Origin of the sequence: Mesorhizobium sp. L-8-3, from assembly GCF_016756615.1 — a bacterium.
GTDB lineage: Bacteria > Pseudomonadota > Alphaproteobacteria > Rhizobiales > Rhizobiaceae.
On sequence record NZ_AP023262.1, the window covers coordinates 3,783,390 to 3,809,042 of the forward strand.

Consider the following 25,653-nt stretch of genomic DNA (forward strand, 5'->3'; position numbering starts at 1 on the left):
GGAACCATCGGGTGGAAGGCGATATCGGTTCGGGGAACTGGAGAAGCAGCTGCGCCGGCACGCTTCGATCGCATATCGGTTCCAGGGCGCATCGCTCTTGGGAGACACAAGCCTGGCGCGGAGTTTCGTCGCGTGCTCGATGAAACGCCCCGACGATCAAGACCTCGGGAATCAAAAAAGGCGGGACAATGCCCGCCTTCCGCTCGGTAGCCTGATCCCGGAACCGGAGTGACCCGGCCGCAGCAATCCGCTGTCTTGGCCCTGGTCTCTCGTCTGTTCCGGCGCGCTCGACGCGCGGCCGCCAGTACATCCGTGACTTGCCGCGCGCTTCCGGCCCTCGCCGAAAGCGCGCCGCGAGGATCAGCCTGCCTTGCTGAGAGATCCAGCAGCGGACTTGCCGGTGCGGCGGTCCTGCTCGATCTCGAAATTGATCTTCTGGCCTTCGGCGAGGTCAGTCATGCCGGCGCGCTGCACGGCCGAGATATGGACGAAAACGTCCGGGCCGCCATTGTCTGGCTGAATGAAGCCGAAACCCTTGGTGCTGTTGAACCACTTGACCGTTCCGGTTGCCATCTTTGTCTTCCTGTCGTTTGCTACGTGGTAGTGGTCCGGCAAAATGCCTGACCGGGTGTATCGAGATTTTGGAGATTGACGTCAGCAAACGCGAGGAGATCGCGGTCCTATATCGATCGGCCGAAATATCAACACGTCCCATATAGTGGCGTCTGTCGCTCACGGCAAGCCCCCGTTGCCGGACAAAGATTGTTTCGGATTGTTTTCGACGGGGATGAGATTGTCCGCGAGGTCGATCGAAATCGTACCGACGGGAAGATTCCGGAGCATCGGTTCGTTCTACGGCGAAGTCGTCCATCCGCATGTCGGGCCTGAAGCGGGCCCGGTTCGAGAGAGGGTCGACGCGCGGATGGTGGCCCTGGCGCAACCATGACGATCGCTCGGCGCAGCCGTTTGTGCTAGTTTCCCGGTCCGTCGCCGTCGGAGAGTAAGATGAAGGCAACCGTTTCATTGGCGCTCGCGCTCTGCATGGCTTCCGTGCCGGCGCACGCCATCTCGCGTTACAACTCGCAGAGCATGACCTGCGCGCGCATCCAGGCTGTCGTGCGCAGCGAAGGTGCGGTGATCCTGCGCTACCGTTCCGCGCGCAACCCCAGCCTGCCGCTCTATGACCGCTACGTCGCCCATGACGGCTATTGCGATTTCAACGAATATGCGGCCGCAGCCTGGGTTCCCGCCAGTGACAGTCGTTCCTGCCCGGTGCTCTCTTGCAAGGACATCGACTATGACGACTTTTATCCATGGCGGCGGTGAACCGTAGACATCAGCACGTCCGGCGTGCATTCCCGGCCAACGAGCGCTCACGCGGAGTTGAACGGCGAAGTCGATCGTGCGGGGACGAAAGCGGAAATGCGACGCGTTCTGTCATGTGAGGCAGGCTATGGCCGGGCAGAGAGATGGAGGTGGAGATGCGGGGGACGATCGTTCTGGCACTGGCATTGTCGACATTGTCGTTCGATGCGTGGGCGATCTCGCGCTACAACACGCTGACCATGAGCTGCGCGGAAGTCCGGGCGGTGTTGCGGCAGGATGGCGCGGCCATATTGCGCTACGGACGCGCCGGCGGACCGCCGCTTTATGACCGCTATGTCTACCATGGCGGCTATTGCGAAGGGACCGAAGTCCCCAAGGCGGCCTTTGTTCCGACCAGCGACACCAGGGCCTGCCAGATACTGAAATGCTATGAGATGAGCCATATCAGGTGAGCGGTCGGATCGTCGTCTGAAGCAGCGATCCAATCCGGGGTCGGATGCGGTAACATCCTGCGGTCGCGAAAGAGCGTCGGGCCCGATTGCCGAAACGGGCAGCGTCGGTTAAAGCACAGCTAAAGCGCGTCGCGATCTTTCAAATTCGCTTTACGCGCTTTAGCTGTTTGTTCTTGCGCATGTCTTTGTCCCGAAACCGGTTCCCACTTTCGGGAGACATGCTTCAACGGACGGGCTCAACCGGGGATAGACGCCTCTTGCAATCGATGCAGCGAAAGATGCCGGGACTGCTTTTGGCGGGGCTCCTGCTGGGGCCGGCGCTGGTCTCGGGCTGCACCACGTCGAGCAACATCGACACCGCTTCGACCTTCAATCTGGCTTTGCCCGAGACGGTCGAGGTGATCCCGTCTCTGTCCGACGGAAGCGCCCTTACGGCACTGGCGGCGGCGACCGGCGAGACGTCGGCGTTGGCCGAACCGGCCGTGGCGACGGCATCCTATGCGGGCTCCACACCCTCGGCCAGCGCACTCGCTGCGGCTAGCCCGATTGCCCCCGCTCCGGCTGTGGCGGCGGCGCCTGCTGCAGCGGCGGCTGCCTCGGCCCCAGCGCCCGTCGTCACCGCCTCGTTGGTGGAGACTGTGACGGAAGACGGGCCCGGTCCAGGACGCGGCGAGGTCGACCAACTGATCCTGCAATATGCCGCGCTCTACGAGGTGCCGGTGGAACTCGTCCGCCGCGTCGTGAAGCGCGAAAGCAATTTCTTCCCCGGAGCCCACAACAACGGCCATTGGGGGCTGATGCAGATCAAGCACGCCACGGCCCGCGGCATGGGCTATCAGGGCACGGCGCGCGGCCTGCTCGATGCCGAAACCAATCTCAAATATGCGGTCAAATATCTGCGCGGCGCGTTCCTCGTGGCAGACGGCAACCACGACCTCGCGGTGCGCTATTATGCCCGCGGCTACTATTACGACGCCAAACGGAAGGGACTGCTCGACGAAACCGGCCTCGGCACCGACCGCCGCCGGCGCAGGATCTGAGCCTGCGACCGATCAGTTCCAGCGAGCATCGACCGGTCAGACATCAGGCGCGTTGCCGATCCTTTTCTTCAATTCCACCGCCCATGCGCGGCCTTCGTCTCCGCCCCACATCAGCCAGGCGACATAGCCGGCCGAGGGATTGTCCTCATTGCCGAAGTTCTTCGCGCGCTTGTCGACCTCGTGACGGGCGAAGAAGCTGACCATCCGCCGGATCGTCGATGGCGAGAGCTTCGCGCGGCGCTTCAGTTCCTCGGCCCGCGCCACGCCGATTCCGGTCCCACCGCGCCTGAACCGTGCACGCAGTTCCAGCCCTCTGGCGGCGTTGTCCGCGACCACTTGCGGGCATCGCAGGTCGATCTCCTCGTCATGGCCTGATGTGACGTCTTCGCTCATGGTCTCCAGTCCGGGGCTTACTGTTCGCTACCGGCTTGCCGCTCCACAACCTGAAACATTATGCTCGTTCCCCGAGCGACTCCAGTCGCGAAACGGGAGAAGACGATGCGGCTTTCCCTCGCCTCGATAGTGGTGGCCGCTCCGTTCCTGTCGGGAACGGCGCTGGCGCAGGAATGCAACGACAGTTCCAGCCAGATGGAGCTCAACCGGTGCGCGGCGAAGGTGTTCGAAGCCGCGGACCGCGAACTCAATGCGGATTTCAGGGATATCCAGAGACGGCTCGGCAAGGACGCCGACACAAAGAGGCTGCTCGTCGAGACCCAGCGCGCCTGGATCCTATTCCGAGACGCGGAATGCACCTTCCAGACATCGGGCGCGGCGCAAGGCAGCATCTTTCCCCTTGTCTTCGCCAACTGCAAGACGACGCTGACCAACGATCGCATCGAACAGCTGAGAGCCTATCTCGCCTGCGAGGAGGGCGACATGAGCTGCCCTGTGCCGGCGGCCGAATAGCGGCAAGGGAGGCAAACACCATGAAAAAGGAAATCGTCGAGGTGCCGGTGCTCTCGGCTGCCGTCCGTGCCATGGGGGTGCCGCTGTCGCTGGTGACGAAAGGGGCGGGGCTGGTGTTCGTGTCGGGAATTCCGCCGCTCGACATCACCACCGGCAAGCTGGTCCGGGGCGACATCGAAGCCCAGACAGAAGCATCGCTGATCGCACTGAAGCACTGCCTGGCCGCGGCCGGCACCTCGCCCGACAATGTGCTCATGGTTCGCATCTATGCCGCCAATGCCGGCTTCTATGGAGCCATCAACCGCGTCTATGCGAAGCACTTCCCGGAAAACCCGCCGGCACGGACCTTCGTCCCGGTGGCATCATGGCCGATGGAGTTCGATCTGGAGATCGAGTGCATGGCGGTAACTTAAGCGCTGTTCGTAACCAGCCGTGGCGGCGCCGTGCTTGGCGCCGTTCTGTCTCCTACAAATATTCTTGCAGCGGCCTGACCTCGAGGCTGCCCGCCTTGAGCGCGGCGATCGCCTCGGCCACGGCGGCAGCACCTGCCATCGTCGTGTAATAGGGCACCTTCTGCATCAGGGTCGCGCGGCGGAGCGATTTGGAATCCGACACTGCCTTCTGCCCATCCGTCGTGTTGAAGACGATCTGGACCTGGCGGTTGCGGATCGCGTCCTCGATATGCGGGCGGCCCTCCAGCACCTTGTTGATCTTCTCCGCTTCGACGCCGTTCTCCTTGAGGAAACGCGCCGTGCCTGATGTCGCGAGGATCCTGAAGCCGAGACCGGCCAGCCGCTTGACCGACGGCAGCACGCCCGCCTTGTCGGCGTCGCGAACCGAGACGAACAGCGTGCCGGAACGCGGCAGGTCGACGCCGGCGCCGAGCTGGCTCTTGGCGAAGGCCAGCGCGAAATCGCGGTCGAGGCCCATCACCTCGCCGGTCGACTTCATCTCCGGGCCGAGCAGGATGTCGACGCCGGGGAAGCGGGCGAAGGGGAACACGGCTTCCTTGACGGCGATATGGCCGGGCGCGCGCGGGTCCGGCTTGTCGCCGTAATGGGCGAAGGCTTCGTCGAGGCTCTCGCCGGCCATGATGCGGGCCGCGATCTTGGCGATCGGGCGGCCGATGGTCTTGGCCACGAAGGGCACGGTGCGGCTGGCGCGCGGATTGACCTCGAGCACGAAGATCGTTCCGTCCTTGATGGCGTATTGCACGTTCATGAGGCCGCCGACATGGAGCGCGCGGGCGAGCGCGGCCGTCTGCCGCTCCAGTTCGTCGACGAGGCGGTCGTCGAGCGAATAGACCGGCAGCGAGCAGGCGCTGTCGCCGGAATGGATGCCGGCCTCCTCGATATGCTCCATGATGCCGGAGACATAGGTGTCCTTCCCGTCGCACAGGCAGTCGACGTCGACCTCGATGGCGCCCGACAGATAGGTGTCGAACAGAAGCGGGTTCTTGCCGAGCAGCGTGTTGATCTGGCCGGTCTTGTCGTTCGGGTACTTCTGCTTGATGTCCTCCGGCACGAGGCCCGGCACGGTGTCGAGCAGGTAGGACTGCAGCATGCTTTCGTCGTGGATGATCTGCATGGCGCGGCCGCCCAGCACATAGGAGGGGCGCACCACCAGCGGGAAGCCCAGCTCGGCGGCCACCAGCCGCGCCTGCTCGACGGAATAGGCGATGCCGTTCTTCGGCTGGGTGAGCGAAAGCTTCTGCAGCAGCTTCTGGAACCGGTCGCGGTCCTCGGCGAGGTCGATCGCGTCGGGCGAGGTGCCGAGGATCGGGATACCGGCCTTCTCCAGCGCGTCGGCAAGCTTCAGCGGCGTCTGGCCGCCGAACTGAACGATGACGCCGTGCAGCGTGCCGGCCGCCTGCTCCGCCCGCAGGATCTCCAGCACGTCCTCCGCCGTGAGGGGCTCGAAATAGAGCCTGTCGGAGGTGTCGTAGTCGGTGGAGACGGTCTCCGGATTGCAATTGACCATGATGGCTTCATAGTCCGCCTCGCGCAGCGCGAAGGCGGCATGGCAGCAGCAATAGTCGAACTCGATGCCCTGGCCGATCCGGTTCGGGCCGCCGCCGAGAATGACGACCTTCTTGCGGTCCGAGACCTTGGCCTCGTCGGCCAGCCGGCCCGCGAAAGGCACCTCGTAGGTCGAGTACATATAGGCGGTCGGCGAGGCGAACTCGGCCGCGCAGGTGTCGATGCGCTTGTAGACGGGATGGACGTCGAGCCCGGCGCGCAGCTTCGCGACGTCCTCGGCATCCTTGCCGGTGAGCGAGGCCAGGCGGGCGTCGGAGAAGCCCATCGCCTTCAGCATCCTCAGATTGGCCGCATCCTCGGGCAGGCCGTGCTCGCGGATGCGGGCCTCCATGGCGATGATGCCGCCGATCTGCTCGAGGAACCAGGGGTCGATCCGGCACATCTGATGCACCTCTTCGAGCGAGGTGCCCATGCGGATCGCCTGCGCCACCATGCGCAGCCGGTCCGGCGTCGGCGTGCCGAGGGCTGCGCGGATCGCGTTCTTGTCCTCGCCATGGCCGAGGCCGGGAATCTCGATCTCGTCGAGGCCGGTGAGGCCGGTCTCCAGGCCGCGCAGGGCCTTCTGCAGCGATTCCTGGAATGTGCGGCCGATCGCCATGACCTCGCCGACCGACTTCATGGCGGTGGACAGCACCGGCTCCGCACCGGGGAACTTCTCGAAGGCGAAACGCGGGATCTTGGTGACGACATAGTCGATCGACGGCTCGAAGGAGGCCGGGGTGGCGCCGCCGGTGATGTCGTTCTCGAGTTCGTCGAGCGTGTAGCCGACCGCGAGCTTGGCCGCGATCTTGGCGATGGGGAAGCCCGTCGCCTTGGAGGCGAGCGCGGAGGAGCGCGAGACGCGCGGATTCATCTCGATGACGACGAGGCGGCCGTTGTCGGGGTTGACCGCGAACTGCACGTTCGAGCCGCCGGTCTCCACCCCGATCTCGCGCAACACCGCGATCGAGGCGTTGCGCATGATCTGGTATTCCTTGTCCGTCAAGGTGAGGGCAGGGGCGACGGTGATGGAATCGCCCGTATGCACGCCCATCGGGTCGATGTTCTCGATCGAGCAGATGATGATGCAGTTGTCCGCCTTGTCGCGTACGACCTCCATCTCATATTCCTTCCAGCCGAGCACGCTCTCCTCGATCAGCACCTCGGTCGTCGGCGAGGCGTCGAGCCCGCGCTCGACGATCTCGAAGAACTCGGAGCGGTTGAAGGCGATGCCGCCGCCGGTGCCGCCCAGCGTGAAGGAGGGGCGGATGATCGCCGGCAGTCCGACATGGTCGAGCGCCAGGGCGGCCACGGCCATGGCATGCGACATGTAGCGCTGCTTGCGGTCGCCTTCGCCGAGATTCCACTGGGTCTCCAGCGCGTCGAGCGCGGCGTCGAGATTTTCCGGCTTCTCCGCCTTCAGCGCGGCGCGCTCGGCCTCGTGCTTCTTGCGGTCGGCGTCCTTCACGTCGGTGGCGTTGGCGAGCATGGAGCGCGGCGTCTCCAGGCCGATCTTGTGCATCGCCTCGCGGAACAGCGCCCGGTCCTCCGCCTTGTCGATGGCATGGGCGTCGGCGCCGATCATCTCTACATTGTAGCGGTCGAGCACGCCCATGCGCCTGAGCGACAGCGCCGTGTTGAGCGCGGTCTGGCCGCCCATGGTCGGCAGCAGCGCGTCGGGCCGTTCCTTGGCGATGATCTTGGCCACGACTTCGGGGGTGATCGGCTCGATATAGGTGGCGTCGGCCAGCTCGGGATCGGTCATGATCGTGGCCGGGTTGGAGTTGACCAGGATGACGCGGTAGCCTTCGGCCTTCAACGCCTTGCAGGCCTGCGTGCCGGAATAGTCGAATTCGCAGGCCTGGCCGATCACGATGGGGCCGGCCCCGATGATCAGGATCGACTTGATATCGGTGCGTTTCGGCATGTCTGGGCTCGTCCGTTCGGGCCTCGCGCGAAAAGCCGGGACGGGCTTGCCCGGCCGGTGCGCAAGAGGAATTCTGTCTTCTGGCTAGGCGCGCCTTATAGGGGAAGCCGAAGGTCGATGTAACCCCCGGTCGGACGATTTTCCCGCGCTGCGACATCGCGATGAAGGCAGGCGCCGAAAGAGGTGGCGGGCCGCCGCGATGCAGAGCCCGCCGTCTGTTGGAGAATGCTACTTCCCGGCAATGAGCAGGCCGAACTCCTGGAAGCGCCTGACCGCATGATCGGGGTCGATCAGCACCTCTGGAAGATAGAGGCCGGGAGCGGCCGGAGCCTTGCCGTCGAGTCCGAGCAGCCGCTCGATGCCGAGCGTGACGCCCACGGCCGTGACCGGCGCCTGGCCGCGCGGATGGGAGAGTTCGTAGCGGCTCAATCCCGTTCTTCCATCCTTGTTCTCGCCTGTGATCTCGATGATCGTCTCCGTCGAGAAATGCTCGCCCCGGCGTCGGTTGGCGGACTCGCCATAGATCAGGTCGAAGCGGATCGACTTCGCATCGGTCACCGCCGCGAGGCTCAGCACGTCGAAAGGCGAATAGCCGATCGCCCTGGTCTCCACGCCGTCGACGGTGACGACGGTGCGCGAGGCGTCCTCGTCGGCCGCCCAGACGAACTTGCCGTCCTTCACGATGAGCGCCCGAGGCGCCGTCCTGGTCAGGCGCTCGAAATCGGCAGCAGCAGCCGGGCCGCCCATGTCTTGCTCGTCGAGCACGGCGGTGATCTCGATCCTGTCGATGCGGCTGAACTCCCTGGCGAAACGTAGCGTCGGGAAGGTCGCGACGCCGGCGAGCCAGCTGCTGGCCATCACGACAGGCACGGCCGTGGGCTTGTGGATATAGAAGGCGGTCTCAGGCCCGAGTTCGAAGACGCCCGAAGAGATGCTGAGATAGCCGGCTCCCGTCGCCTGCGCATATCTCAGGGAATTCAGGGTCTCGTCCTTCAGGAAGGGGACGACCGCGCCAAAGGACTCGCCGGCCGGCAGCCCGAGGTCGGCGCGGCCGAGATCGATGGCAACGCCGCGGGCGTTGCCGATCTCTTTCGCCACTGCTTCCGCCTTGGCGACATCGCGCCCGCCGATGGTGATGGGCAACTCGGGATAGAGCTGGCGCAGTGTCCTCGCGGCCGTCGATCCGACGATGCCCGAGCCGCCGATGATCAGCACCGGCTTATGTGTGTTGGTCGTCATTTCAGGACTCCTGTCGAAGGTGATGTTGGGGTTGAAAAAGTCTCAGCGCCGGCCGGATCGCCGGGACATGTCGCGGCTCCGTGGATGGAGATCGCGGGCTTCAATTGTCACGGCTTTCTCCTATATTGAGAGCGGCTAACCTGAGTAAGTTACCATATGTAAGTTACGACTGGTAATATGTGTTGGCGATAACCGCGTTCAAGCGGCCGCTTCAAAAAAATGAGAGACCGTTCCAGATGAGCGGACCGAGGATGAAAAAGCTGGCGAAGGCCGATCGTCGCGAGCAGTTGCTGGAGACCGCGCGTTCGATCATGCGCGAGGAGGGGACGGCTTCCCTGACGCTTGGCCGTCTCGCCGAACGGGCAGGCGTCAGCAAGCCGATCGCCTATGAGCATTTCGGCACAAGGGCGGGCCTGCTGATGGCGCTCTGCGGCGTCTATGATGAGGAGCAGACGCAGGCGCAGCGCGCCGCACTTGCTGCCGGAGGCAATTCGCTTCGCGACGTGGTCGCCATCCTGAGCGCTGCCTATCTCGACTGCGCGCTGTCCATGGGGCCGGAGGTGGGTGCAGCCTTCGCCGCGCTTGCGGCCACCGAGGAGATGGCCGAGTATCGCCAGGCGCTGCGGGAGGGCCATATGGCCGAGTATCGGAGCGCGCTGTCGCCCTATGTCGACCTGCCCGACAGCAACGGCGACGCGATCCTGGCCGGGTTGCTCGGGGCCGGGGAGACGCTCTCCCAGGATGCCGCTGCCGGCCGTATCACGCGCGAGGAAGCCGTCGCCGCCCTGACCGCGATCTTCACTGGCACGCTGGAACGCTATGCGCCGGCCACGCCCGGAACGGCCGCTGGCTAGCCCATTTCGGGGGCAGGCATCGGGATGTCGTCAGCCGCCGCGATCACGCTGTCGAGCAGTCCGGGAAAACGCTGATCGAGTTCGGCCCGCCGCAAGGTGATGAGGCGGCTGGTGCCGACGATCTCGGTGCGGGTGATGCCGGCCTCGCGAAGCTTGGCGAGATGGTAGCTGAGGTTGGTCTTGGAGCCGAAGTCGAGGAATTGGCCGCAATTCATCGGCACGCCTTCGTTGCGCGCGAGATAGCGGACGACGGCAAGCCGCGTCGCATCGCCAAGCACGGCGAGCACATTGGGCAGGCTGATCTGATCGATGGTCGGATGCTGCAGCGACATGGCTCGTACTCTCAACAGACCTGCGCCCCCTCCGACAGCGGCTCCTGCTGACAGGAGGCTGTCGGGAGGCGGAAGACGGCATATTGACATGGGGAGCGATTAAGTTCAATTGTTCAATGATTATTGAACTAAGGAGCGTGCCATGGACAGACGCCTCGTCTGGCTGGCGGTCGGGTCGTTCGCGATGAGCACGGTGGGCTTCGTCTTTTCGAGCCTGCTGCCGGCGATCGCCAGGGACGCCCATATTTCCGTTCCCCATGCCGGCTATCTCATCACCGCCTTCTCGCTGTCCTACGCTGTCGGCGCGCCGGTCCTGTCGGCGCTCGCGGGAGCCATCGACAGGCGGCGCGTTCTGGCCGTGACGATGCTGTTCTTCGTCGCGGGCAATGCGGGCGCCGCGCTGAGCTCGTCATTCGAGACGCTGCTCGCCGCGCAGATCCTGATGGGAATGGCGGCCGGGCTCTTCGCTGCGACCGCCCAGGCGACGGCGGTCGCGCTGGCCGGGCCGGACCATCGCGCGCGGGCCATCGCCGTGGTCGTCGGCGGCACGACCTTCGCCGTGGCGCTCGGGGCTCCGGCCGGTTCGCTGATCGCCGCGTTGTGGGGCTGGCGAGGTGCGTTCCTTTCGATTGCCTTGCTGGGCTTCGCCTGCGCGGCGATCCTGTGGATGCGTCTGCCGCACGGGGTGCGGGGCACCAGCCTCACGCTCAGGGAAAGGCTGACCGCCATCGGCCGCCCGGGCATCCTGCCGTCGCTGCTCGTCACGTTGCTTTACCTGACGGGCGGCTTCACCATCATTTCCTATCTCGCGCCGCTCGCCATCGACGGTGCCGGCCTTCCCGGTCTGGCGATGCCGGCCATGTTGCTGGCCTTCGGCGTCGGCGCGGTCATCGGCAACATGGCCAGCGGCTATGTGGCCGACCGCATCGGGGCGACGCGCATGGTGGTGCTGTCCCTGCTGATGTCGACGGCGATCTGCATCGTGCTCGCGCTGGTCCTCAAACTCTTCCCGCACGATGTGTCGGGGCCGCTTCTGATCGCCCTCATGGTGCCCTGGGGAATTGTCGGCTGGGCATTTCCGCCGGCCCAGGCGAGCCGCATCGTCGGCTATGCGCCGGATCTCGCGCATCTGACGCTCTCGCTCAACGCCTCGGCGCTCTATTTCGGCATTGCGCTCGGCACCGTCGTCGGCGGGCGCATCCTGGAATATGCGACGCCCTCCGATCTGGGCCTCGTGGCCGCCGCCTTCCCGCTGGCAGCGCTGGTAATGCTCTGGGTCAGCCGTCCTTCGCCGGTTGCCGTCGCGCCGGCGGAGTGATCGCCGCGCGGTTGCTTGAAGCAAGGCTCCTTGTCTGGGATGATTGCCGGCGAAGGATGGGTTGCCCATGCGCAGCGCGCTGTTCTGTGCCCTTATGTTCGCCGCCGATATGCTCGCGGCAGGGCCGGCTGCGGCCTGGCTTCTCTATCCCGACCGGGACAATCCCCGTCACATGGTCGTGGAGATCGAGAAAGCCACGGGCGATCTCGTCGCCTTCCGGTCGCTGCCTCCGCCCTACAACAATGTCGTGCAGTCGGTTCAAGGGCCGGAGAGGTTCACCTTCCGATGGCGTTACGGAAAAGACGGGGAGGGCTCGGCCTTCATGCGCGTCGATGAGGACGGGCAGGGGACCATCCAGTTCGATTTCACCGCGCGGGAGAAGCTGGGCGACCGCCGCTTCGGCGCCGCCGCCGTGCTGGTGGCCGACGACGGCACGCCGCTTCACACCTTCTATGCACGGGCGGATCTCGCAGACGGCAGCTTCGGCCGGGGCGAGCTTCATCATCGCGTGAGCCTCGACGTCGAGCGCGCACCGGCCTGGTGGCGCAAGGTCGGGGCGATCAGTTTCTTCAGCATGACATACTATCCGCTGCAGAAACTCGATGACGAAGGTGTCTGGCGCGCCATGAGGCAGGCCGTCGGAAACTTCTCCAAGGGGCAGGGGACCGAGCAGCGCGGGTAGCAGGACGCGGCTACACCTTCGCCGGCATGAATCCGGTCCTGAGACCGTGCGCCCATTCCGGCCTCCCACTTTCTTCCGCGCGGCGGGCGGCGGCTTCATGGTCGTAGGCAACGGCGATCGCCTCGAAACGGTCGTCGGCGTCCTCTATTTCGACGAGCCCGTAGCGGGCATGCGGCGAGCCCTGTTCGGAAACATGGGCGGGCTCGTCCGGGTCGTCATAGGCCGGACAGCCGACGCTGCCCGGATTGAAAAGGACGGGACCGTCGGGCAGCTTCAGCAGTTCCGTCCGGTGGCTGTGGCCGCACAGCAGAATGCGGTGTGCCGGCTCCAGGCGCTTCAGCCGCTTGCCGATCACGGCGAGCGGCGCACGCACGAGCCGTCCGTCTTCGATCGCTTCGGTGAGATAGCGCTCGTCGTGATCGGGCCGGGCATGGAAGGCCAGAACACCAGGCGCAACGACGAGGGTCGTCGGCAAGGCAAGAAGTGCAGCGCGCTGCATCGGCGTCAGCTGGTCATGGGCAAACCGGTCCCACGGTCCCATCTCGGCAAGCGGATCGGACGCGACGCGACGGTCATGGTTGCCACGCACGGTCGGGAAGGCCAGCTTTTCCAGCCTTTCCGCTGTTTCCCGAGGCCAGAGCGGACCGGAGACGCAGTCGCCAAGATTGACAACGAGGTCGGCACCGCCACGCCTGGCGAGATCGTGGAGCACCGCCTCGAGGGCGAGAATGTTGCCGTGGATGTCGGCGATGACGGCGATCCGCATGACTGTCTCCAATTACAGGACACATATCAGCAACGGCACCGGCTTCGGTCAACGGCCTGCGTTCCCCTTGGCGGCAGGCGCGTGTCAGTTCCGGTCGACCGGTCTGGAACGCATGCGCGACACTGTCTCGCGCTCGGCCCGCTTGCAGCGCATCGGCGGAAGGCCGCGGTCCATCAGTTCCATATCCTCCAGCACCATGTCGCCCATGCGCTTGAACGCGACGTCGAGCGCGCCCGCGCGATGGGCGGAGCGCAGGAAGCCGGGCATTGCCCGCACGGGGTGGTCGAGCGGAAGCGGCTCTTCGGGGAAGACATCGCTCGCGGCCTGGATATGACCGTGCTCGACGGCGGCCAGCAGCGCCGGGAAATCCACCACGCCGGCCCGGCTCAGCAGGATGAAGGCGGCGCCCCGGCGCATGCGCGCAAAGGCCTCGGCGCCGAGGAAGCCCTCGTTGTCGCTGGTCACCGATGCGACCACGAAGATGAAATCGCTTTGCGACAGGACCTCGTCGAGCGACGCCGGCCGTACGCCGTGCTCGGCAAGCAGCGACGGCGGCAGCCATGGATCGAACACCCTGACATTGGCACGGAAGCCCGACAACAGGCGGTTCAGCGCCTTGCCGAGGTCGCCGAAGCCGATGATGCCGATATCGGAACCCGAGAGCAGCCGGGCCCTGCGGTTGCCGTCGCCGCCCCAGAGTTCCTCGCCCTTCCTGAAGGCGATATCGGCATCGACGACGCCACGTGCCAGGCTGAGGGCGAGAGCGAGGCCGAGCTCGGCGACCGGTTCGGCGAACACCGCGCCTGTCGTCAGCACATGGATGCCGCGCTGGAAGAGAACTTCATAAGGCATGTTGTCGAGGAGGTTTGTCTCGACGTTGAAGATGGCGCGCAGCGACGTCATGCGGGCAAGCGTTTCTGCGGACAAGGGCGGTTGCCCGATGATGTAGCGCGAGGCGGCAAGGTGCTGTGGGTCGAGAGCGCCGATTTCAGCCGGATCGGCCTCGACGACCGCGTAGTTCCGGTGGAGCCTTTCACGCGCCGCGTCGCCGAAGACGAGGTCGAGCGAGCGCGGCGCGGGTGCACCGATCACCAGGGGCAGGTCGAGCTCGGACATGGTTCCTCCGGCATCTGCAAAGGGTTCGCCATGCGGACAGATGAGCGTCTTGCGTGGCGGCTGGCAAGCTCGCAAATTCCGCGGCGAGTGTAACGAAGTTCCCGGGCATATGATCTTGCACCGCCCTTGCGCATGGCCGCCGGTCGCGCGAGGATCGATGCCGGTTCAGGAAGAGAAGGAGGAGGCTGCCATGTCGCTCGAAGGCAAGACGCTGTTCATTTCAGGCGGTTCGCGCGGCATCGGCCTCGCCATCGCGTTGCGGGCCGCGCGTGACGGCGCCAATGTGACGATCGCGGCCAAGACGGCGGAGCCGCATCCGAAGCTGCCCGGAACGATCTACACCGCTGCGGAAGAGATCGAGAAGGCGGGCGGCAAGGCGCTCCCGGTGATCTGCGACATACGCGACGAGAGCCAGGTGGCGGAGGCCGTGAGCAAGACCGTCGAGACCTTCGGCGGCATCGACATCTGCATCAACAATGCCAGCGCGATCCAGCTCACCGGCACGCTCGAAACCGACATGAAGCGTTACGACCTCATGCATCAGATCAACACGCGCGGAACATTCCTCGTGTCGAAAATGTGTATTCCGCACCTGAAGTTAGCGAAGAACCCTCACATCCTGAATCTGGCGCCGCCGCTCGACATGGAAGCGAAATGGTTCAAGAACCACGTCGCCTACACGATGGCCAAGTTCGGCATGTCCATGTGCACGCTGGGCATGAGCGCGGAATTCGCCAAGGACGGCATCGCCGTCAACTCGTTGTGGCCGCTGACGGCTATCGACACGGCCGCCGTGCGCAACCTTCTCGGCGGCGCCGGCCTTGCGGCCATGAGCCGTTTGCCCGAGATCATGGCCGATGCGGCCCATGCCGTTCTCACCAGGCCGTCGCGGGAGTGCACGGGCAATTTCTTCATCGACGAACTGGTGCTGCGCGAGGCCGGTGTAACCGACTTCTCCGTCTATGCACCCGACGCGAAGGGCCCGCTCGGCGCCGACTTCTTCGTGCCCGACGAGGTGTTCGAGAAGGTGCCGACGAAGGTCGCGAAGGCATTCGGCTAAAGCATGTCTCCCGAAAGTGGGTACCGGTTTCGGGACAAAGACACGCGTCAAATCAAAAACCTGCAGCGTGTTTGTGTGAATCCGGAGGCTTCTGTGAGGTCCGCGGGCGCAACGGTCGCGCTGGTCTGGGAGCGGACCTCACAGAAGCCTCCGTTTTCACGCAGCACGCTGTAGCGGGCCGGCGCCGGCTCGCCCGTCGAGCAAGTCCCGGGCGCGCCCGGCGGCCCCGAATGTCAGCCCGAGGCAGAACGACTTGGTTCGCCCCGAGGGGCGGCCCATCGGACTGGATTCGGCGTGTCCGTCTCAGGCAGCGCCGACGCGTAAAGGCGGGAACGGAAGAGTGAATGGATCGTTTCCCGCGGCGCGTTTGACACCCTACAGGTCTGGTCCCGCCGAGCCCTTCTTGGCGCTCTTCGCAAGCCCGGTCAGCCTGTCGATATAGGCCAGCATCAGTGCCGACACGACAAAAGCCAGATGCATGATGGTCAGCCACATGAGCTGCGTCGTCGTGAAGCTTGCGTGGTTGAGGAAGACCTGGAGCAGGTGGATCGAGGAGATGGCGACGATCGTCGAGGCGACCTTGATCTTGAGCGAGCCGACATCGATCGTTCCGAGCCAGTGGACTTCCCCCTCGTGTTCATCGAAGCGGCTGACGAAATTCTCGTAGCCGGAGATGATCACCATCACGACGAGGCTGGCCACCAGCGCGGCGTCGATCAGCCCGAGCATCTTCAGGATGGTGTCGGCATCGGCCAGCGTGAAGGCCGACGTGGTGAATTCGAAGAGCTTCTTGCCGAAGGTGACGGCATAGACCGCCAAGGCGAGGCCCAGGCCGAGATAGAAGGCCACCAGCAGCCAGCGCGAGGCGAGGATGATGGATTCGATCAGGAGTTCGAGACGTTTCATGCATCGGTTCCGGGTGAGCGACGCGCACCCTATGTCAGCGGAAGGCTAGTCGACGCAAGGAAAAAGGCAGCCCGGCCGGCGGCTACACCGGCCGGGCCAGTGCCCATCCCCCGGGCCGGGGGACGGGGCAGGGAAGCTGCCTCCTAGCAGCGCTCTGCGGCGCTTCCGTGGCGAAACGGCATTTATTGCGCGCTGGCGACAGGTGCCACCAGCGGCGTGATCCGGCGGATGGCGACGCGGCGGTTCTCACGCTCCGGTGCCTGCGTGTCCACCTTCAGATACTGTTCGCCATAACCCTGGGGCGCCAGATTCTCCGGCGGGATCGCAAAGACGTTGGTGAGCGCCTCGGCGACGGCTTCGGCCCGGCGGTCCGACAAAGCGAGATTGGCGAGGTTCGAGCCGACAGCGTCGGTGTGCCCCTCGATCAGGAAGGTTTCTGCAGGGTTCTCCTGCAACAGCCGTTCCATCGCCTGTGCCACGCCTTCAAGCCGCGTGATCTCGCTCTCGGGGATCGAGGCCGAGCCGAAGTCGAAGGTGATCGTGTCGAGATCGATGCGCCTGACCTTGTCGCGGATGCGCGCCGAACGTTTCACCTCATCGATCGAATAATAGCGCTCCACGCGCTCCACCGGCGGTTGTTCGAGGAAAGTGTAGTAGACTTCGGGGTCCTCCACATATTCGGCGTCGAGGATGTATTCCTCCACGGGGATCGTGAGTTCCAGCGGCGGCAAGTCGAGACCGGGATCGCGCCATTCGCCGACGCGGTCGTAATATTCGTCCTCCACATAAACGAGCACATATTCGCGATCGTCCTGAGCGATCCTCGATCGGCGTATGACGTCGCCGTAGCGGTCGCGGATCGTCACGATGCGCGTGCCGTCGGGGCGCACGATCACCTCGCGGGTCCTGCCTCTCGGCAGTTCCTCGTAATAGACTTCGCGGGCGTCGCGCGCGATCCGGGGCCGGTCATTGCTCTCGACGAAGATCTGGTCGTCGACTTCGAGAAGCACGCGGTCGCCCATCTCGCGCACCACACGCGCGTCGCGTGGCCGCTCCCGGACCGGATCTTCCGGCCGCCGACGGATGCGCTGGCCTTCCTCTTCGGTGACGGGCGCGAATTCGGCAGGTCTGCGGATGTCGGCCTGAGCTGCGTCGTCGTCGGTCGGCGGCTCGAACTGCCGTTCCGGGCGCGCCCGTCGGACCTGACGCTCACGCTGCTGCGGTTGCTCGGGTTCGCCTGGGCGAGCCGCTTCGGCCGGGCCTTCCGGGGGCTGCTCGCGCGCACGTTCGCCGTCCTCAGGCGGACGTTCTGGGCGCTTCCGGCTGTCGAGCACGGGGGCCTCGCCCTGCGGCCGTTCCGCGCCGACGCTGACGGGCGGCTCGCCGGCAGGCGCCTCTTCCGGCGCCTGTTCCCTCACGGCACGCTGCGGCCGGCCCGGCCGGACCTCCTCCGGCTGGCCTTCCGCCTCGGTTGGCGCGCGTTGCTCGGGCGCTTCCTTGGCCTGCTCCTTCCGACGCGGACGCTGCTCTTCGGGCACTTCGGCCTCGGCCGGCGCCCTGCGTGCGGGGGTCTCCTCAGCCTGCTCTTTCCGACGCGGCCGCTGTTCGTCGGGCGCCTCGGCCTGTGCCGGCGCCCTGCGTGCTGGTGCTTCTGCGGCACGCTGCTTCTTGCGCGGCCGCTGTTCCTCGGGCGCCTCGGCCTGTGCCGGTGCCCTGCGTGCGGGGGCTTCCTCGGCTTGCTGCTTCTTGCGCGGCCGCTGTTCCTCGGGTGCTTCGGCCTGTGCCGGGGCCCTGCGTGCGGGCGCCTCCTCGGCTTGCTGCTTCTTGCGCGGCCGCTGTTCCTCGGGCGCCTCGGCTTGTGCCGGTGCCCTGCGTGCGGGAGCTTCCTCGGCCTGCTGCTTCTTGCGCGGCCGCTGTTCGTCGGGCGCCTCGGCTTGTGCCGGTGCCCTGCGTGCGGGAGCTTCCTCGGCTTGCTGCTTCTTGCGCGGCCGCTGTTCCTCGGCCGCCTCGGCCTGGGCCGGGGCCCTGCGTGCGGGGGCTTCCTCGGCCTGCTGCTTCTTGCGCGGCCGCTGTTCTTCCGACGCACCGGCCTCGGCGGGCGCCCGGCCCTCGGGCGCTTCTTCAGCTTGCTGTTTTCTGCGCTGACGCTGCTCGGACGGATTCTCGGCTTGCGCCAGGATCACATCTCCGGAGGTGGTGGAAACCTGACGGGCGCTCGCCAGGCTCGCGCTAAAGGCTTCGCCGGCCATCAGAAGACTGATCGCCGTGCTTGCCAGAATCCGGGTTTGTCGTTTCATCGGCTTTCTCCTGGCCCCTTCGCCGGGGGAACCATCAACACGGCAAATTGGTTCCTGGCCGGCCGCAATACGGCCTTTGCTGGGCAAATTCCCGGCTCTATTGCGGCGGAAAGCCTAGTCTCGCCGTAAGGGGCGCAAAGGGCTTGACCCCAGGGATGGCAAGCGCCAAACCCTTGTCATGGAAGCGCCGTTCTGGAAAACCAAGACACTGGAGCAGATGACCCCGACGGAATGGGAATCGCTCTGCGACGGCTGCGGCAAATGCTGTCTCTCGAAACTCGAGGACGAGGATACCGGCGAGATCTATTGGACGACGGTGGCCTGCCGGCTGTTCGATTCGGGCGCCTGCCGCTGCACCGACTACGCCAACCGTCTGAAGAAGGTCGCCGACTGCGTCGGGCTGACGCCTCAGAATGTGCGCACGATCAGCTGGCTGCCGAGCACCTGCGCCTATCGGCTGGTGGCGGAAGGCAGGGATCTCTACTGGTGGCACAGGCTGGTTTCGGGAAGTCCGGAGACGGTGCACCAGGCCGGCATTTCGGTCCGCGGCCGCGTCACGGCCTGCGAGAGCGATCTGGCCGAGCCGGAAGACTATTTCGACCACATGCTGGAATTCGAGCCATAGCCGCCGTCGGCGCTGCGACAGGAGAACCGGGATGAGCGAGACTTCCGCCAGGGCATTGATCGAACGCTACTTCCGCGCCTTCAACGCAGGCGATCACGACGGCATGCTCGCCTGTGTTGCCGACGATCTGACCCACGATGCCGAAGAACAGGGGCGGGAGATCGGCAAGGACAAGTTCCGCTGGTATCTCGGCATGAGGGCCCGGCACTTTCGCGAACAGGCGTCGGATCTGGTCGTGATGATTGCGCCGGGCGGAGGACGCGCCGCGGCCGAATTCACCTTGCGCGGCAGCTATGTCTCGACGCGGCAAGGTTTTCCCGACGCGAACGGCCAATCCTATTCGCTGCTTGCCGGCGTCTTTTTCGAGATCGACGACGGGCTGATGTCCCGCATCACCGAATATCGCGATCTCGCCGCCTGGAAGGCGCAGCTTTCCAGGGCCTGACGATCCCGTTTCCTCAATAAATCCTGCTGCGACCGATCCGGCCGCCGCTCGACTGAATGAACGCCAGATGAACGGCCGGTTCCCGAACCGTTCAGCCAGGCAATGCCATCTTGCGGCCATCGCTTCGGCGGAAGACCCGAACGATCCGCCAACAGGAGAGAAGAATGCTCAGCAAACTCAAGATCGCCGCGCTCGGTATCGCCATCGGCCTCGGAGCCATTGCCGCCGCTCCCGCCCAGGCCGACGGGCTCTATCTCAATTTCGGTGGCGGCGGTGTGGGCGTCGAGGTGCGCGACGGCTATCGCGACTGGCGCGACGACCGCTGGCGTGAACGCCATGAATGGCGCGAACGCCGCGACTGGCGGGCCCATCGCTGCTCACCCGACCGCGCGCTGTGGAAGGCAGAGCGCATGGGCGTGCGCCGCGCCCGGATCGAGGACGTGAACCGCCGTTCGATCACCGTGCGCGGCCGCTCGCGCGGCGAACGCATCCGGGTAACGTTCGGCCGTTCGCCGAGCTGCCCGATCATCGGCTGAGATCGCGTGACGGCGTCATGACATCGGAACGCGAGTCGGCCTGGCCGGTTTCCCACCATGTCTGATGTCGGGCAAGGGGGCTCCGCGGCGGCATGGGTCTTCACCGTGCCGCCGCGGCACCGTATTGGGGGGAAGGCCAATCTCGGCAAGAAGCCGCGCAGCCGCCTCGCTATTGCTTTGTGGCGACACAGGATTTCTCGACGAGTTCGATCGCGTTGGCCGCTGCGGCCCTGTCTGCAGGCGTCGGTACAGCAACCGTCCAGGTTTTGTAACAGGTCGATGCGAACGCCGGCTTGGCCGTCGCAAGATAGACGATATCGCGGCAGAGCCACGGCGTTTCTGCATCGATGGCGACGGTTCGCACTTCGGGGGCATCCGTTGACCGCGATGGCGCGGATGCAAGGTCGTCCGTGTCGGACAGCCAGCGCACCTGTTTGATCTTTGTGAAATCAAACGCAATGGTGCCGGATTCCGCCCAGTCGTTTTGTGACTGCCTTATGCTGTGCAGACGAACGATGCACAGCCCGGGTCCGGGAGCAAACACTCCCACGAACGATGATGCATCCGACCGGTTCTCAACTACCAGGCTGCCGTTGACCATATTGCCGGGCAATGATTGTGATGGTGGAGCCGCCGAAATCAATGATGACATTGCCCGAAGGATTTTCTCGTCTGCCATCGCGTGATAGGTCGCCCCGAAAACCACAAGCGCAACAAGGGCAGCAAAAGCAGAACGCGCAGCCATTCCACTCTCCATCAGAATAGACGCCAAGCTCGTCGGACTAGCCGCCCTTCGTTATTTTGTAGATGGAACCGACGCACGCGATGAGAGCCAGAACAAGAAATACCCAGTTCATGGTGCTCAAGGTCGAACTGGGCGCCTCGCTTGCGCCAAAGATCGAAAACGCGAGATAGAGCGCTACGGCTCCGCTGATCGCCGCGGTTACTTTCGGGTTGTTCATTTATCCCCCCAGAGGGCGCGAGGTTCATGCGCCCGAGAGAAGAAATCACACTTGGCGTTTATCGACAAGGATGGGGGCGCGCGCCGTGGCGGCAAGGCGCTATCGACAGAATCAATTGTTGCAGAACAGATCGTTGTTGAGCCTCACGCCGGCACCGCAGCATCCTGGTTCATCCCGACGGCAGAGCGCCTCGCCAAGCTACGCGGCCACTCCATCATGCCGATCGACGCCATGCCCGAGATCGGAGAACCGAGTTGCGCCTCGTATCGCGAGGCCGGTGACGTCGCCGTCTGGGTGCTGCGACGATCTCGGCATAAGCGGCAGTGAGCGAAGCGCGATTTACCGCCGATGGAGCGGTAGCCCTTGACGGCCTCTCGCGCATTGTTCACTCCTACACGGAGGCTGCGTGGTTCGGTCAATTGAGACAAGCTCACGGACGGCAGCCACGTTGCTGCAGCAGCATGTCATGGAAGAATAAATGTACCGCTGGTTAATGATATTATCCTTGCTAGTTCTTTCCGGCTGCCTGGGAGCAAACGCTCCGATAACCGGCGTAGGATATTACCCTCCCGGGTCGGACATGCTCACCCAGAAGGGCGGCGGCAATCCCTATCTGGCTTGGCAGCGCGGATTTTAGGGCACTGGTTGCGCAGCCCCTTCGGTATCTACTTGGCCGCGATCGGCTTCCAGGCCCGCGCCATCATGGGCGCAACGGACAACACCTTACAGTTGGTCACCGACGAGTATGTCCGCGAGGCTGACAGGAAGCAGATGTTAGCCGACGCCGCCGCACCGCGAACGTACCCGAGCAGATGCGGGACGCCATGAAGCGCCGCGCCAAGCTGTGCGTCGTCAGTTGATCGGTTCCAGCTGGCCGAATCGACAGGTGCAGTTCCGTGGGCTGCCCTTATTGGGGTGGCCACAAGGCGTGGGTCCGCAGTGATTCTTCGTAGTAGTTCCAAAAATTTGGTGGGCCCGGAGGACGGACTCAAACGTTTGACGCCTCGCATTTCACGAGGATCTTCAAAAGGATTCACGGCCAGACGCCCTCTGCGATTGCAGCCCCTGGGACACCGGGAAAGTCGTTGATGTCCATGGAACTCTCACGGGACCCAATACAGCGAAAGGTCGGACTCGGTAATGGGCTCGGTGAGGTTGTGAAAGCCCTCTACTGTAGCGTGCAGGAAGCGTCGTTGGACGCTCAGGGGCGCTTGACCTGACGTCGCGTCAAACGCCCTGACGAACTGTCGCGTTGTCACCATCGTATCTCCTGCGAGCGCACGCAGCCACAACTTGAACCGCCCTTCATTGAAGGTCGGCCCCACCATTTTGCCGCGGGGCGTTAAGTTAAAAGTCAAGCTCTCTCGACTTGGATGCGAACCAAGATTCGAATAGATGCTAAATCTCTCCTGCCAGAACTCGCTTTTACCTCTATGCTTCTCAAGATCGCCTTTTACCTTGCTAAAGCCAAAGGCGCCGTGGCGCTTCATCGGATCGGTCTGGCTCCATTCTGTCGCCTTGCTAGGCATCGCCTCGAATAGCTCAAGGAGCTGACCAGTTTCGACCAAATCCCGAAGTGCATGTGTGGCGAGGGACCAATATCCGCAGGAGATCGCACGGCCGCCACCGCCGGCCATGTTGATGATCCGCGCTCCGAGATCGCTCACCATCTGCGACGGCGTAGACGAGGTCTGGCCGGTAGTTCGAATGACATCGTCGATGAGAAAACAACAGGAAAGTGTTGCCTGAACGAACAATTCGCCCAAGCTTCCCTTTGAGATCAGTCCGCGATGATTGCTCTCGATGGGAGTTTCATTCAAGATCATAGCTGAAGCTATGACTTTCGGTGCCGCCCCTGCAAGAGGAGGTCGACGATGTTCTCCTGGTCGTCGCCAGGCAAGTCGCCGAAGGTGGAATCGAGCTTGACGCGATCCCACACCACGCAGCCGTCGACGCGCTTCGGCTTCGGCATTCGGCCGTCGGTGACCATGCGAATCCGCTGATCGGTCGGACGGTCGGGCGATCCTACAGTCCGGCATCAGGAACGGTCGACACAAAGGACGAGGCGGCGCGCCAATGTGCGGAGGCTTATTTCCGGCTTCTGGCGGTTCTGGATGTCGGACCGCTGTCGACGTTCAGCTAAGCGGCTTTTACGGCTGGCTAACCGGTTGGCCAACCATCTTTGCTAGCCAGTGTGTAAGTCTTTGATTATGCAGGAAAATGGTGGGCCCGGAGGGACTCGAACCCCCAACCAAGCGGTTATGAGCCGCCGGCTCTAACCATTGAGCTACAGGCCCCACGCGGCTTGCCTTAGTTGCTTTTTTCCGTCCGCACAAGACGTTGCCGCAATCGGTACATAATCGGCTACTATCCGAGGTTGCCGACAGGGCTTGTTACATGGAGACCACAATGACGATGAAATTGCCCGCTCTCGCTCTCGCAGCAGCGATGGCCTTGCCGACCATCGCGGGAGCAGCGGAAGCGCCCATGCCGCCGCGCGTGGTGGTGATCGGCGAAGGCGAGGCTGCGGTGGCGCCCGACATGGCGATCCTGTCGCTTACCGTCATGCGCGAGGCGGCCACGGCGCGCGAGGCGCTCGACGCCAACAACGACGCTATGGCCGCGGTGATCGCCGCGATGAAGGCGGCCGGCATCGAGGAGCGCGACCTGCAGACGGCAGGCGTCCAGATCATGCCGCGCTATGACTACACCAACAAGCCGGACGGCACGCAGGAGGCGAAGCTCGCCGCCTATCAGGTCTCCAATACGCTGTCGGTGCGGGTGCGCGATATCGCCAAGACCGGCGAGGTGCTCGACAAGTCGGTGTCGCTCGGGGTGAACCAGGGCGGGGGCATCACCTTCACCAACGACGATCCCGCGGCCGTCATCACCGAGGCCCGCAAGAAGGCGGTCGCCGACGCCATCGCCAAGGCGCGCACCCTGACCGAGGCCGCCGGCGTCTCGCTCGGCAAGATCCTCGAGATCTCCGAAATGTCCTTCGCGTCGCCGCCCATGCCCTACATGGCCAAGGCGATGCGCGCCGAGGACGCCGGTGCGGCGCCGGTCCAGGCGGGCGAGAATTCCTACAAGGTGCAGGTCAGCGTCACGTTCGAGCTGAAATGAGGCGAGCTGAAATGACGTGAGGCGCGGAGGAAGCGTTGCCGGCTTGCGGGGCGGAACGCTTTCGACGCCAAAAGCCCCCAGGAGGCGCGAGCCTTCCGGGGGCTTTTGCGTGAAGTCGGCCGTCTACATCAGCGCATAGGGTAGCATGCCGCGCCTGTTGTGATCGACGGCAAGGCGGCGCTTGAGCGGCGGCACGGCGCGCTGGGCGCAATCGGTCCGCTCGCAGATCCGGCACGATATGCCGATCGGGTCGAAAGCGGAGCGGGCGGTCAGGTCGAGGCCGTCGGCATAGACGAAGTCTCCGGCATAGGAGATCTCGCAGCCGAGCGCGATGGCGTAGCGGCGCTGGACCGCATTGAAGCCGCCGCTCGATTTGGCGATTTCCGTCGCGACGCTGAGATAACGGACCCCGTCCGGCGTCTCGGCGAGCTGGCGGATGATGCGGCCGGGCATCTCGAAGGCCTGATGCGCGTTCCAGAGCGGGCACGCCGCGCCGTAGCGCGCGAATTGCAGCCGGGCCGCGCTGTGGCGCTTGGTGATGTTGCCGGCCCGGTCGATGCGGGCGAAGAATACCGGCACGCCTTTCATGCCTGAACGCTGCAGGGTGGAGAGCCGGTGCGCGACCTGCTCGAGGCTCGCACCGAAACGCGCGGCAAGCAGTTCCAGGTCGTGGCGCAATTCCTTGGCGGCAGCCAGGAACGGCTGATAGGGCAAGGTGAGAGCGCCGGCGAAATAGTTCTGCAGGCCGATCCGGCAGATCTCGACCGCTTCCGGCGTCCGGAACTCGGCGCGCCGGGCGATCGTGTCGATTTCGGCCTCGAGTTCCAGCGCGGCGATCTGGAAGGCCATCTGGAAGCTGCGGGTGGCGGTGGGCGCATAGGGGCTGAGGAACAGCGCCCGCGCCGCCGGATCGTAACGCCGCAATATCTCCTCGTTCGATCCCGCCTTCAGCAGGCGGACGCGGTGCCGCGTCTCCAGATGGTCCGCCAAGGCGGTGGCGGGATCGCGCTCGGGCAGGTCGAGACGGGCGGCGAGCCGCTCGGCGGAAACGTCCAGCTCATGCACGTAGTTGTCGACGAAATGGAAGAAGTCCCGCACCTCCTCATAGGGCGTCGGCTCCGAGAAGCTGTTGGTGCGGATCATCTGGTCGTCGAAGCTGGCAAGCTGCTCGCTGTTCAGCCGATAGGCCTGGTGGCAGGAGATCAGTGCGTGGGCGAAGCCCGGCGCGTTCTGGGTGACGAGCTTCAACTCGTGGAGGGTCGGCGAATAGGGCGCAAAGAGCGGATCGGCGAGCGCCTCGCTGAGCGCCGAGAGCAAACGGTCCCCGTCGCTAGCCGAAAGCGAGGCGATGTCGATCTGGAATTTCTCCGCCAGCGACAGAAGCACGGCGGCCGAGACCGGCCGCTGGTTGTTCTCGATCTGGTTGAGATAGCTGGTCGAGATGCCGAGGCGCTCGGCGAAGGCCGCCTGCGTCGCCTTGCCCGCCTCGCGCAGTTCGCGCACCCGCCTGCCGATATAGAGTTTACCCGTCGCCATGTTCGCAACTTTGCAATTCGCAACATTCAAATTTCTACACTACGCTTTTGCGCCTTTTCAAATGTTTTCTTCGCAGCCCCTCCGGGACTAAAGCATGTCTCCCGAAAGTGGGTACCGGTTTCGGGACGAGGACATGCGTCAAATCAAAGACCTGCTGCGTGGCGCGTGAATTCGTTTCGCGCGCCAT

The 25,653-nt window shown here is 64.5% G+C and carries 28 protein-coding genes and 1 tRNA gene; 14 read left to right on the forward strand and 15 right to left on the reverse strand.

What is annotated here, in order from left to right; translation table 11 throughout:
- Positions 1 to 360: 360 nt before the first annotated feature.
- Positions 361 to 573 carry a cold-shock protein gene (locus JN302_RS17680; RefSeq protein ID WP_202313790.1) on the reverse strand — a complete coding sequence of 71 codons (213 nt, stop codon included), beginning with the start codon at positions 571 to 573 and terminating at the stop codon, positions 361 to 363.
- Positions 574 to 1,005: 432 nt separating this feature from the next.
- Between JN302_RS17680 and JN302_RS17685 the strand changes: the two genes are divergently transcribed.
- The 3 genes from JN302_RS17685 (at position 1,006) to JN302_RS17695 (ending at position 2,818) form a co-directional block, all read left to right on the forward strand.
- Positions 1,006 to 1,326 (forward strand): hypothetical protein, encoded by a 321-nt coding sequence (locus JN302_RS17685; protein WP_202313791.1) that lies wholly within the window; start codon positions 1,006 to 1,008, stop codon positions 1,324 to 1,326.
- A 155-nt stretch (positions 1,327 to 1,481) separates the two neighbouring features.
- On the forward strand, positions 1,482 to 1,778 hold the full coding sequence (locus JN302_RS17690) for a hypothetical protein (RefSeq protein WP_202313792.1): 297 nt from the start codon (positions 1,482 to 1,484) through the stop codon (positions 1,776 to 1,778).
- A 278-nt stretch (positions 1,779 to 2,056) separates the two neighbouring features.
- Positions 2,057 to 2,818, forward strand: a complete 762-nt coding sequence (locus JN302_RS17695; RefSeq protein WP_202313794.1) for a lytic transglycosylase domain-containing protein — start codon at positions 2,057 to 2,059, stop codon at positions 2,816 to 2,818.
- A 36-nt stretch (positions 2,819 to 2,854) separates the two neighbouring features.
- On the opposite strand, the gene JN302_RS17700 is transcribed toward JN302_RS17695, so the two are convergent.
- Positions 2,855 to 3,211, reverse strand: coding sequence for a hypothetical protein (locus JN302_RS17700; protein WP_202313796.1), 357 nt, complete (start codon positions 3,209 to 3,211; stop codon positions 2,855 to 2,857).
- Between the two features lie 105 nt (positions 3,212 to 3,316).
- Between JN302_RS17700 and JN302_RS17705 the strand changes: the two genes are divergently transcribed.
- Complete coding sequence (locus JN302_RS17705; RefSeq protein WP_202313798.1) at positions 3,317 to 3,724, forward strand: lysozyme inhibitor LprI family protein; 408 nt, start codon at positions 3,317 to 3,319, stop codon at positions 3,722 to 3,724.
- Positions 3,725 to 3,744: 20 nt separating this feature from the next.
- Positions 3,745 to 4,137, forward strand: a complete 393-nt coding sequence (locus tag JN302_RS17710) for a RidA family protein (protein WP_202313800.1) — start codon at positions 3,745 to 3,747, stop codon at positions 4,135 to 4,137.
- Positions 4,138 to 4,189: 52 nt separating this feature from the next.
- Here JN302_RS17710 and carB read toward each other — a convergent pair whose 3' ends face one another.
- A complete protein-coding gene (carB, locus tag JN302_RS17715) occupies positions 4,190 to 7,669 on the reverse strand; it encodes a carbamoyl-phosphate synthase large subunit (RefSeq protein WP_202333919.1) in 3,480 nt (1,159 codons plus the stop codon).
- Positions 7,670 to 7,897: 228 nt separating this feature from the next.
- Complete coding sequence (locus JN302_RS17720; RefSeq protein ID WP_202333920.1) at positions 7,898 to 8,908, reverse strand: NAD(P)-dependent oxidoreductase; 1,011 nt, start codon at positions 8,906 to 8,908, stop codon at positions 7,898 to 7,900.
- A gap of 251 nt (positions 8,909 to 9,159) precedes the next feature.
- Between JN302_RS17720 and JN302_RS17725 the strand changes: the two genes are divergently transcribed.
- A complete protein-coding gene (locus JN302_RS17725) occupies positions 9,160 to 9,762 on the forward strand; it encodes a TetR/AcrR family transcriptional regulator (RefSeq protein ID WP_244846433.1) in 603 nt (200 codons plus the stop codon).
- Here the strand turns inward: JN302_RS17725 and JN302_RS17730 are convergent.
- Positions 9,759 to 10,094, reverse strand: coding sequence for an ArsR/SmtB family transcription factor (locus tag JN302_RS17730; protein ID WP_202333921.1), 336 nt, complete (start codon positions 10,092 to 10,094; stop codon positions 9,759 to 9,761). The genes JN302_RS17725 and JN302_RS17730 overlap by 4 nt on opposite strands.
- A gap of 142 nt (positions 10,095 to 10,236) precedes the next feature.
- Here JN302_RS17730 and JN302_RS17735 point away from each other — a divergent pair, with 142 nt between their 5' ends.
- Both JN302_RS17735 and JN302_RS17740 read left to right on the forward strand, forming a co-directional pair.
- Positions 10,237 to 11,412 (forward strand): MFS transporter, encoded by a 1,176-nt coding sequence (locus tag JN302_RS17735; RefSeq protein ID WP_202313808.1) that lies wholly within the window; start codon positions 10,237 to 10,239, stop codon positions 11,410 to 11,412.
- Between the two features lie 67 nt (positions 11,413 to 11,479).
- Positions 11,480 to 12,094: a hypothetical protein gene (locus JN302_RS17740; protein ID WP_202333922.1), complete on the forward strand. Its 615-nt coding sequence runs from the start codon at positions 11,480 to 11,482 to the stop codon at positions 12,092 to 12,094.
- Between the two features lie 10 nt (positions 12,095 to 12,104).
- Here JN302_RS17740 and JN302_RS17745 read toward each other — a convergent pair whose 3' ends face one another.
- Positions 12,105 to 12,860 (reverse strand): metallophosphoesterase family protein, encoded by a 756-nt coding sequence (locus JN302_RS17745; protein ID WP_202313810.1) that lies wholly within the window; start codon positions 12,858 to 12,860, stop codon positions 12,105 to 12,107.
- A gap of 84 nt (positions 12,861 to 12,944) precedes the next feature.
- The gene (locus JN302_RS17750) at positions 12,945 to 13,976 is read right to left on the reverse strand and encodes a hydroxyacid dehydrogenase (protein ID WP_202313811.1); all 1,032 of its coding nucleotides are present in this window, start codon (positions 13,974 to 13,976) and stop codon (positions 12,945 to 12,947) included.
- A gap of 190 nt (positions 13,977 to 14,166) precedes the next feature.
- On the opposite strand from JN302_RS17750, the gene JN302_RS17755 reads away from it, so the two are divergent.
- Positions 14,167 to 15,036, forward strand: a complete 870-nt coding sequence (locus JN302_RS17755) for an SDR family oxidoreductase (RefSeq protein WP_202314818.1) — start codon at positions 14,167 to 14,169, stop codon at positions 15,034 to 15,036.
- Between the two features lie 375 nt (positions 15,037 to 15,411).
- On the opposite strand, the gene JN302_RS17760 is transcribed toward JN302_RS17755, so the two are convergent.
- Together JN302_RS17760 and JN302_RS17765 are read right to left on the reverse strand one after the other, a co-directional pair.
- Positions 15,412 to 15,942 (reverse strand): TIGR00645 family protein, encoded by a 531-nt coding sequence (locus tag JN302_RS17760; protein ID WP_202313812.1) that lies wholly within the window; start codon positions 15,940 to 15,942, stop codon positions 15,412 to 15,414.
- Between the two features lie 182 nt (positions 15,943 to 16,124).
- Positions 16,125 to 18,239 carry an OmpA family protein gene (locus tag JN302_RS17765; protein WP_202333923.1) on the reverse strand — a complete coding sequence of 705 codons (2,115 nt, stop codon included), beginning with the start codon at positions 18,237 to 18,239 and terminating at the stop codon, positions 16,125 to 16,127.
- A gap of 178 nt (positions 18,240 to 18,417) precedes the next feature.
- Here JN302_RS17765 and JN302_RS17770 point away from each other — a divergent pair, with 178 nt between their 5' ends.
- From JN302_RS17770 to JN302_RS17780, 3 genes are all read left to right on the forward strand, one after another.
- On the forward strand, positions 18,418 to 18,864 hold the full coding sequence (locus tag JN302_RS17770) for a YcgN family cysteine cluster protein (RefSeq protein ID WP_202333924.1): 447 nt from the start codon (positions 18,418 to 18,420) through the stop codon (positions 18,862 to 18,864).
- A gap of 31 nt (positions 18,865 to 18,895) precedes the next feature.
- The gene (locus JN302_RS17775) at positions 18,896 to 19,309 is read left to right on the forward strand and encodes a ketosteroid isomerase-related protein (RefSeq protein WP_202313815.1); all 414 of its coding nucleotides are present in this window, start codon (positions 18,896 to 18,898) and stop codon (positions 19,307 to 19,309) included.
- Positions 19,310 to 19,473: 164 nt separating this feature from the next.
- The gene (locus tag JN302_RS17780) at positions 19,474 to 19,845 is read left to right on the forward strand and encodes a hypothetical protein (RefSeq protein ID WP_202333925.1); all 372 of its coding nucleotides are present in this window, start codon (positions 19,474 to 19,476) and stop codon (positions 19,843 to 19,845) included.
- 169 nt (positions 19,846 to 20,014) lie between these two features.
- On the opposite strand, the gene JN302_RS17785 is transcribed toward JN302_RS17780, so the two are convergent.
- A complete protein-coding gene (locus JN302_RS17785) occupies positions 20,015 to 20,590 on the reverse strand; it encodes a hypothetical protein (protein ID WP_202333926.1) in 576 nt (191 codons plus the stop codon).
- A 37-nt stretch (positions 20,591 to 20,627) separates the two neighbouring features.
- The gene (locus tag JN302_RS17790) at positions 20,628 to 20,807 is read right to left on the reverse strand and encodes a hypothetical protein (protein ID WP_202333927.1); all 180 of its coding nucleotides are present in this window, start codon (positions 20,805 to 20,807) and stop codon (positions 20,628 to 20,630) included.
- A 51-nt stretch (positions 20,808 to 20,858) separates the two neighbouring features.
- Between JN302_RS17790 and JN302_RS17795 the strand changes: the two genes are divergently transcribed.
- Positions 20,859 to 21,134, forward strand: a complete 276-nt coding sequence (locus JN302_RS17795; RefSeq protein WP_202333928.1) for a hypothetical protein — start codon at positions 20,859 to 20,861, stop codon at positions 21,132 to 21,134.
- Positions 21,135 to 21,910: 776 nt separating this feature from the next.
- On the opposite strand, the gene JN302_RS17800 is transcribed toward JN302_RS17795, so the two are convergent.
- From JN302_RS17800 to JN302_RS17810, 3 genes are all read right to left on the reverse strand, one after another.
- On the reverse strand, positions 21,911 to 22,573 hold the full coding sequence (locus JN302_RS17800) for a hypothetical protein (protein WP_202333929.1): 663 nt from the start codon (positions 22,571 to 22,573) through the stop codon (positions 21,911 to 21,913).
- A 68-nt stretch (positions 22,574 to 22,641) separates the two neighbouring features.
- A complete protein-coding gene (locus tag JN302_RS17805) occupies positions 22,642 to 22,779 on the reverse strand; it encodes a hypothetical protein (protein ID WP_202334602.1) in 138 nt (45 codons plus the stop codon).
- 249 nt (positions 22,780 to 23,028) lie between these two features.
- Positions 23,029 to 23,104 (reverse strand) — tRNA-Ile (locus JN302_RS17810).
- Between the two features lie 112 nt (positions 23,105 to 23,216).
- Here JN302_RS17810 and JN302_RS17815 point away from each other — a divergent pair.
- Positions 23,217 to 23,930, forward strand: coding sequence for an SIMPL domain-containing protein (locus JN302_RS17815; RefSeq protein WP_202333930.1), 714 nt, complete (start codon positions 23,217 to 23,219; stop codon positions 23,928 to 23,930).
- 123 nt (positions 23,931 to 24,053) lie between these two features.
- Here JN302_RS17815 and JN302_RS17820 read toward each other — a convergent pair whose 3' ends face one another.
- Complete coding sequence (locus tag JN302_RS17820; RefSeq protein ID WP_202333931.1) at positions 24,054 to 25,466, reverse strand: helix-turn-helix domain-containing protein; 1,413 nt, start codon at positions 25,464 to 25,466, stop codon at positions 24,054 to 24,056.
- Positions 25,467 to 25,653 lie beyond the last annotated feature (187 nt).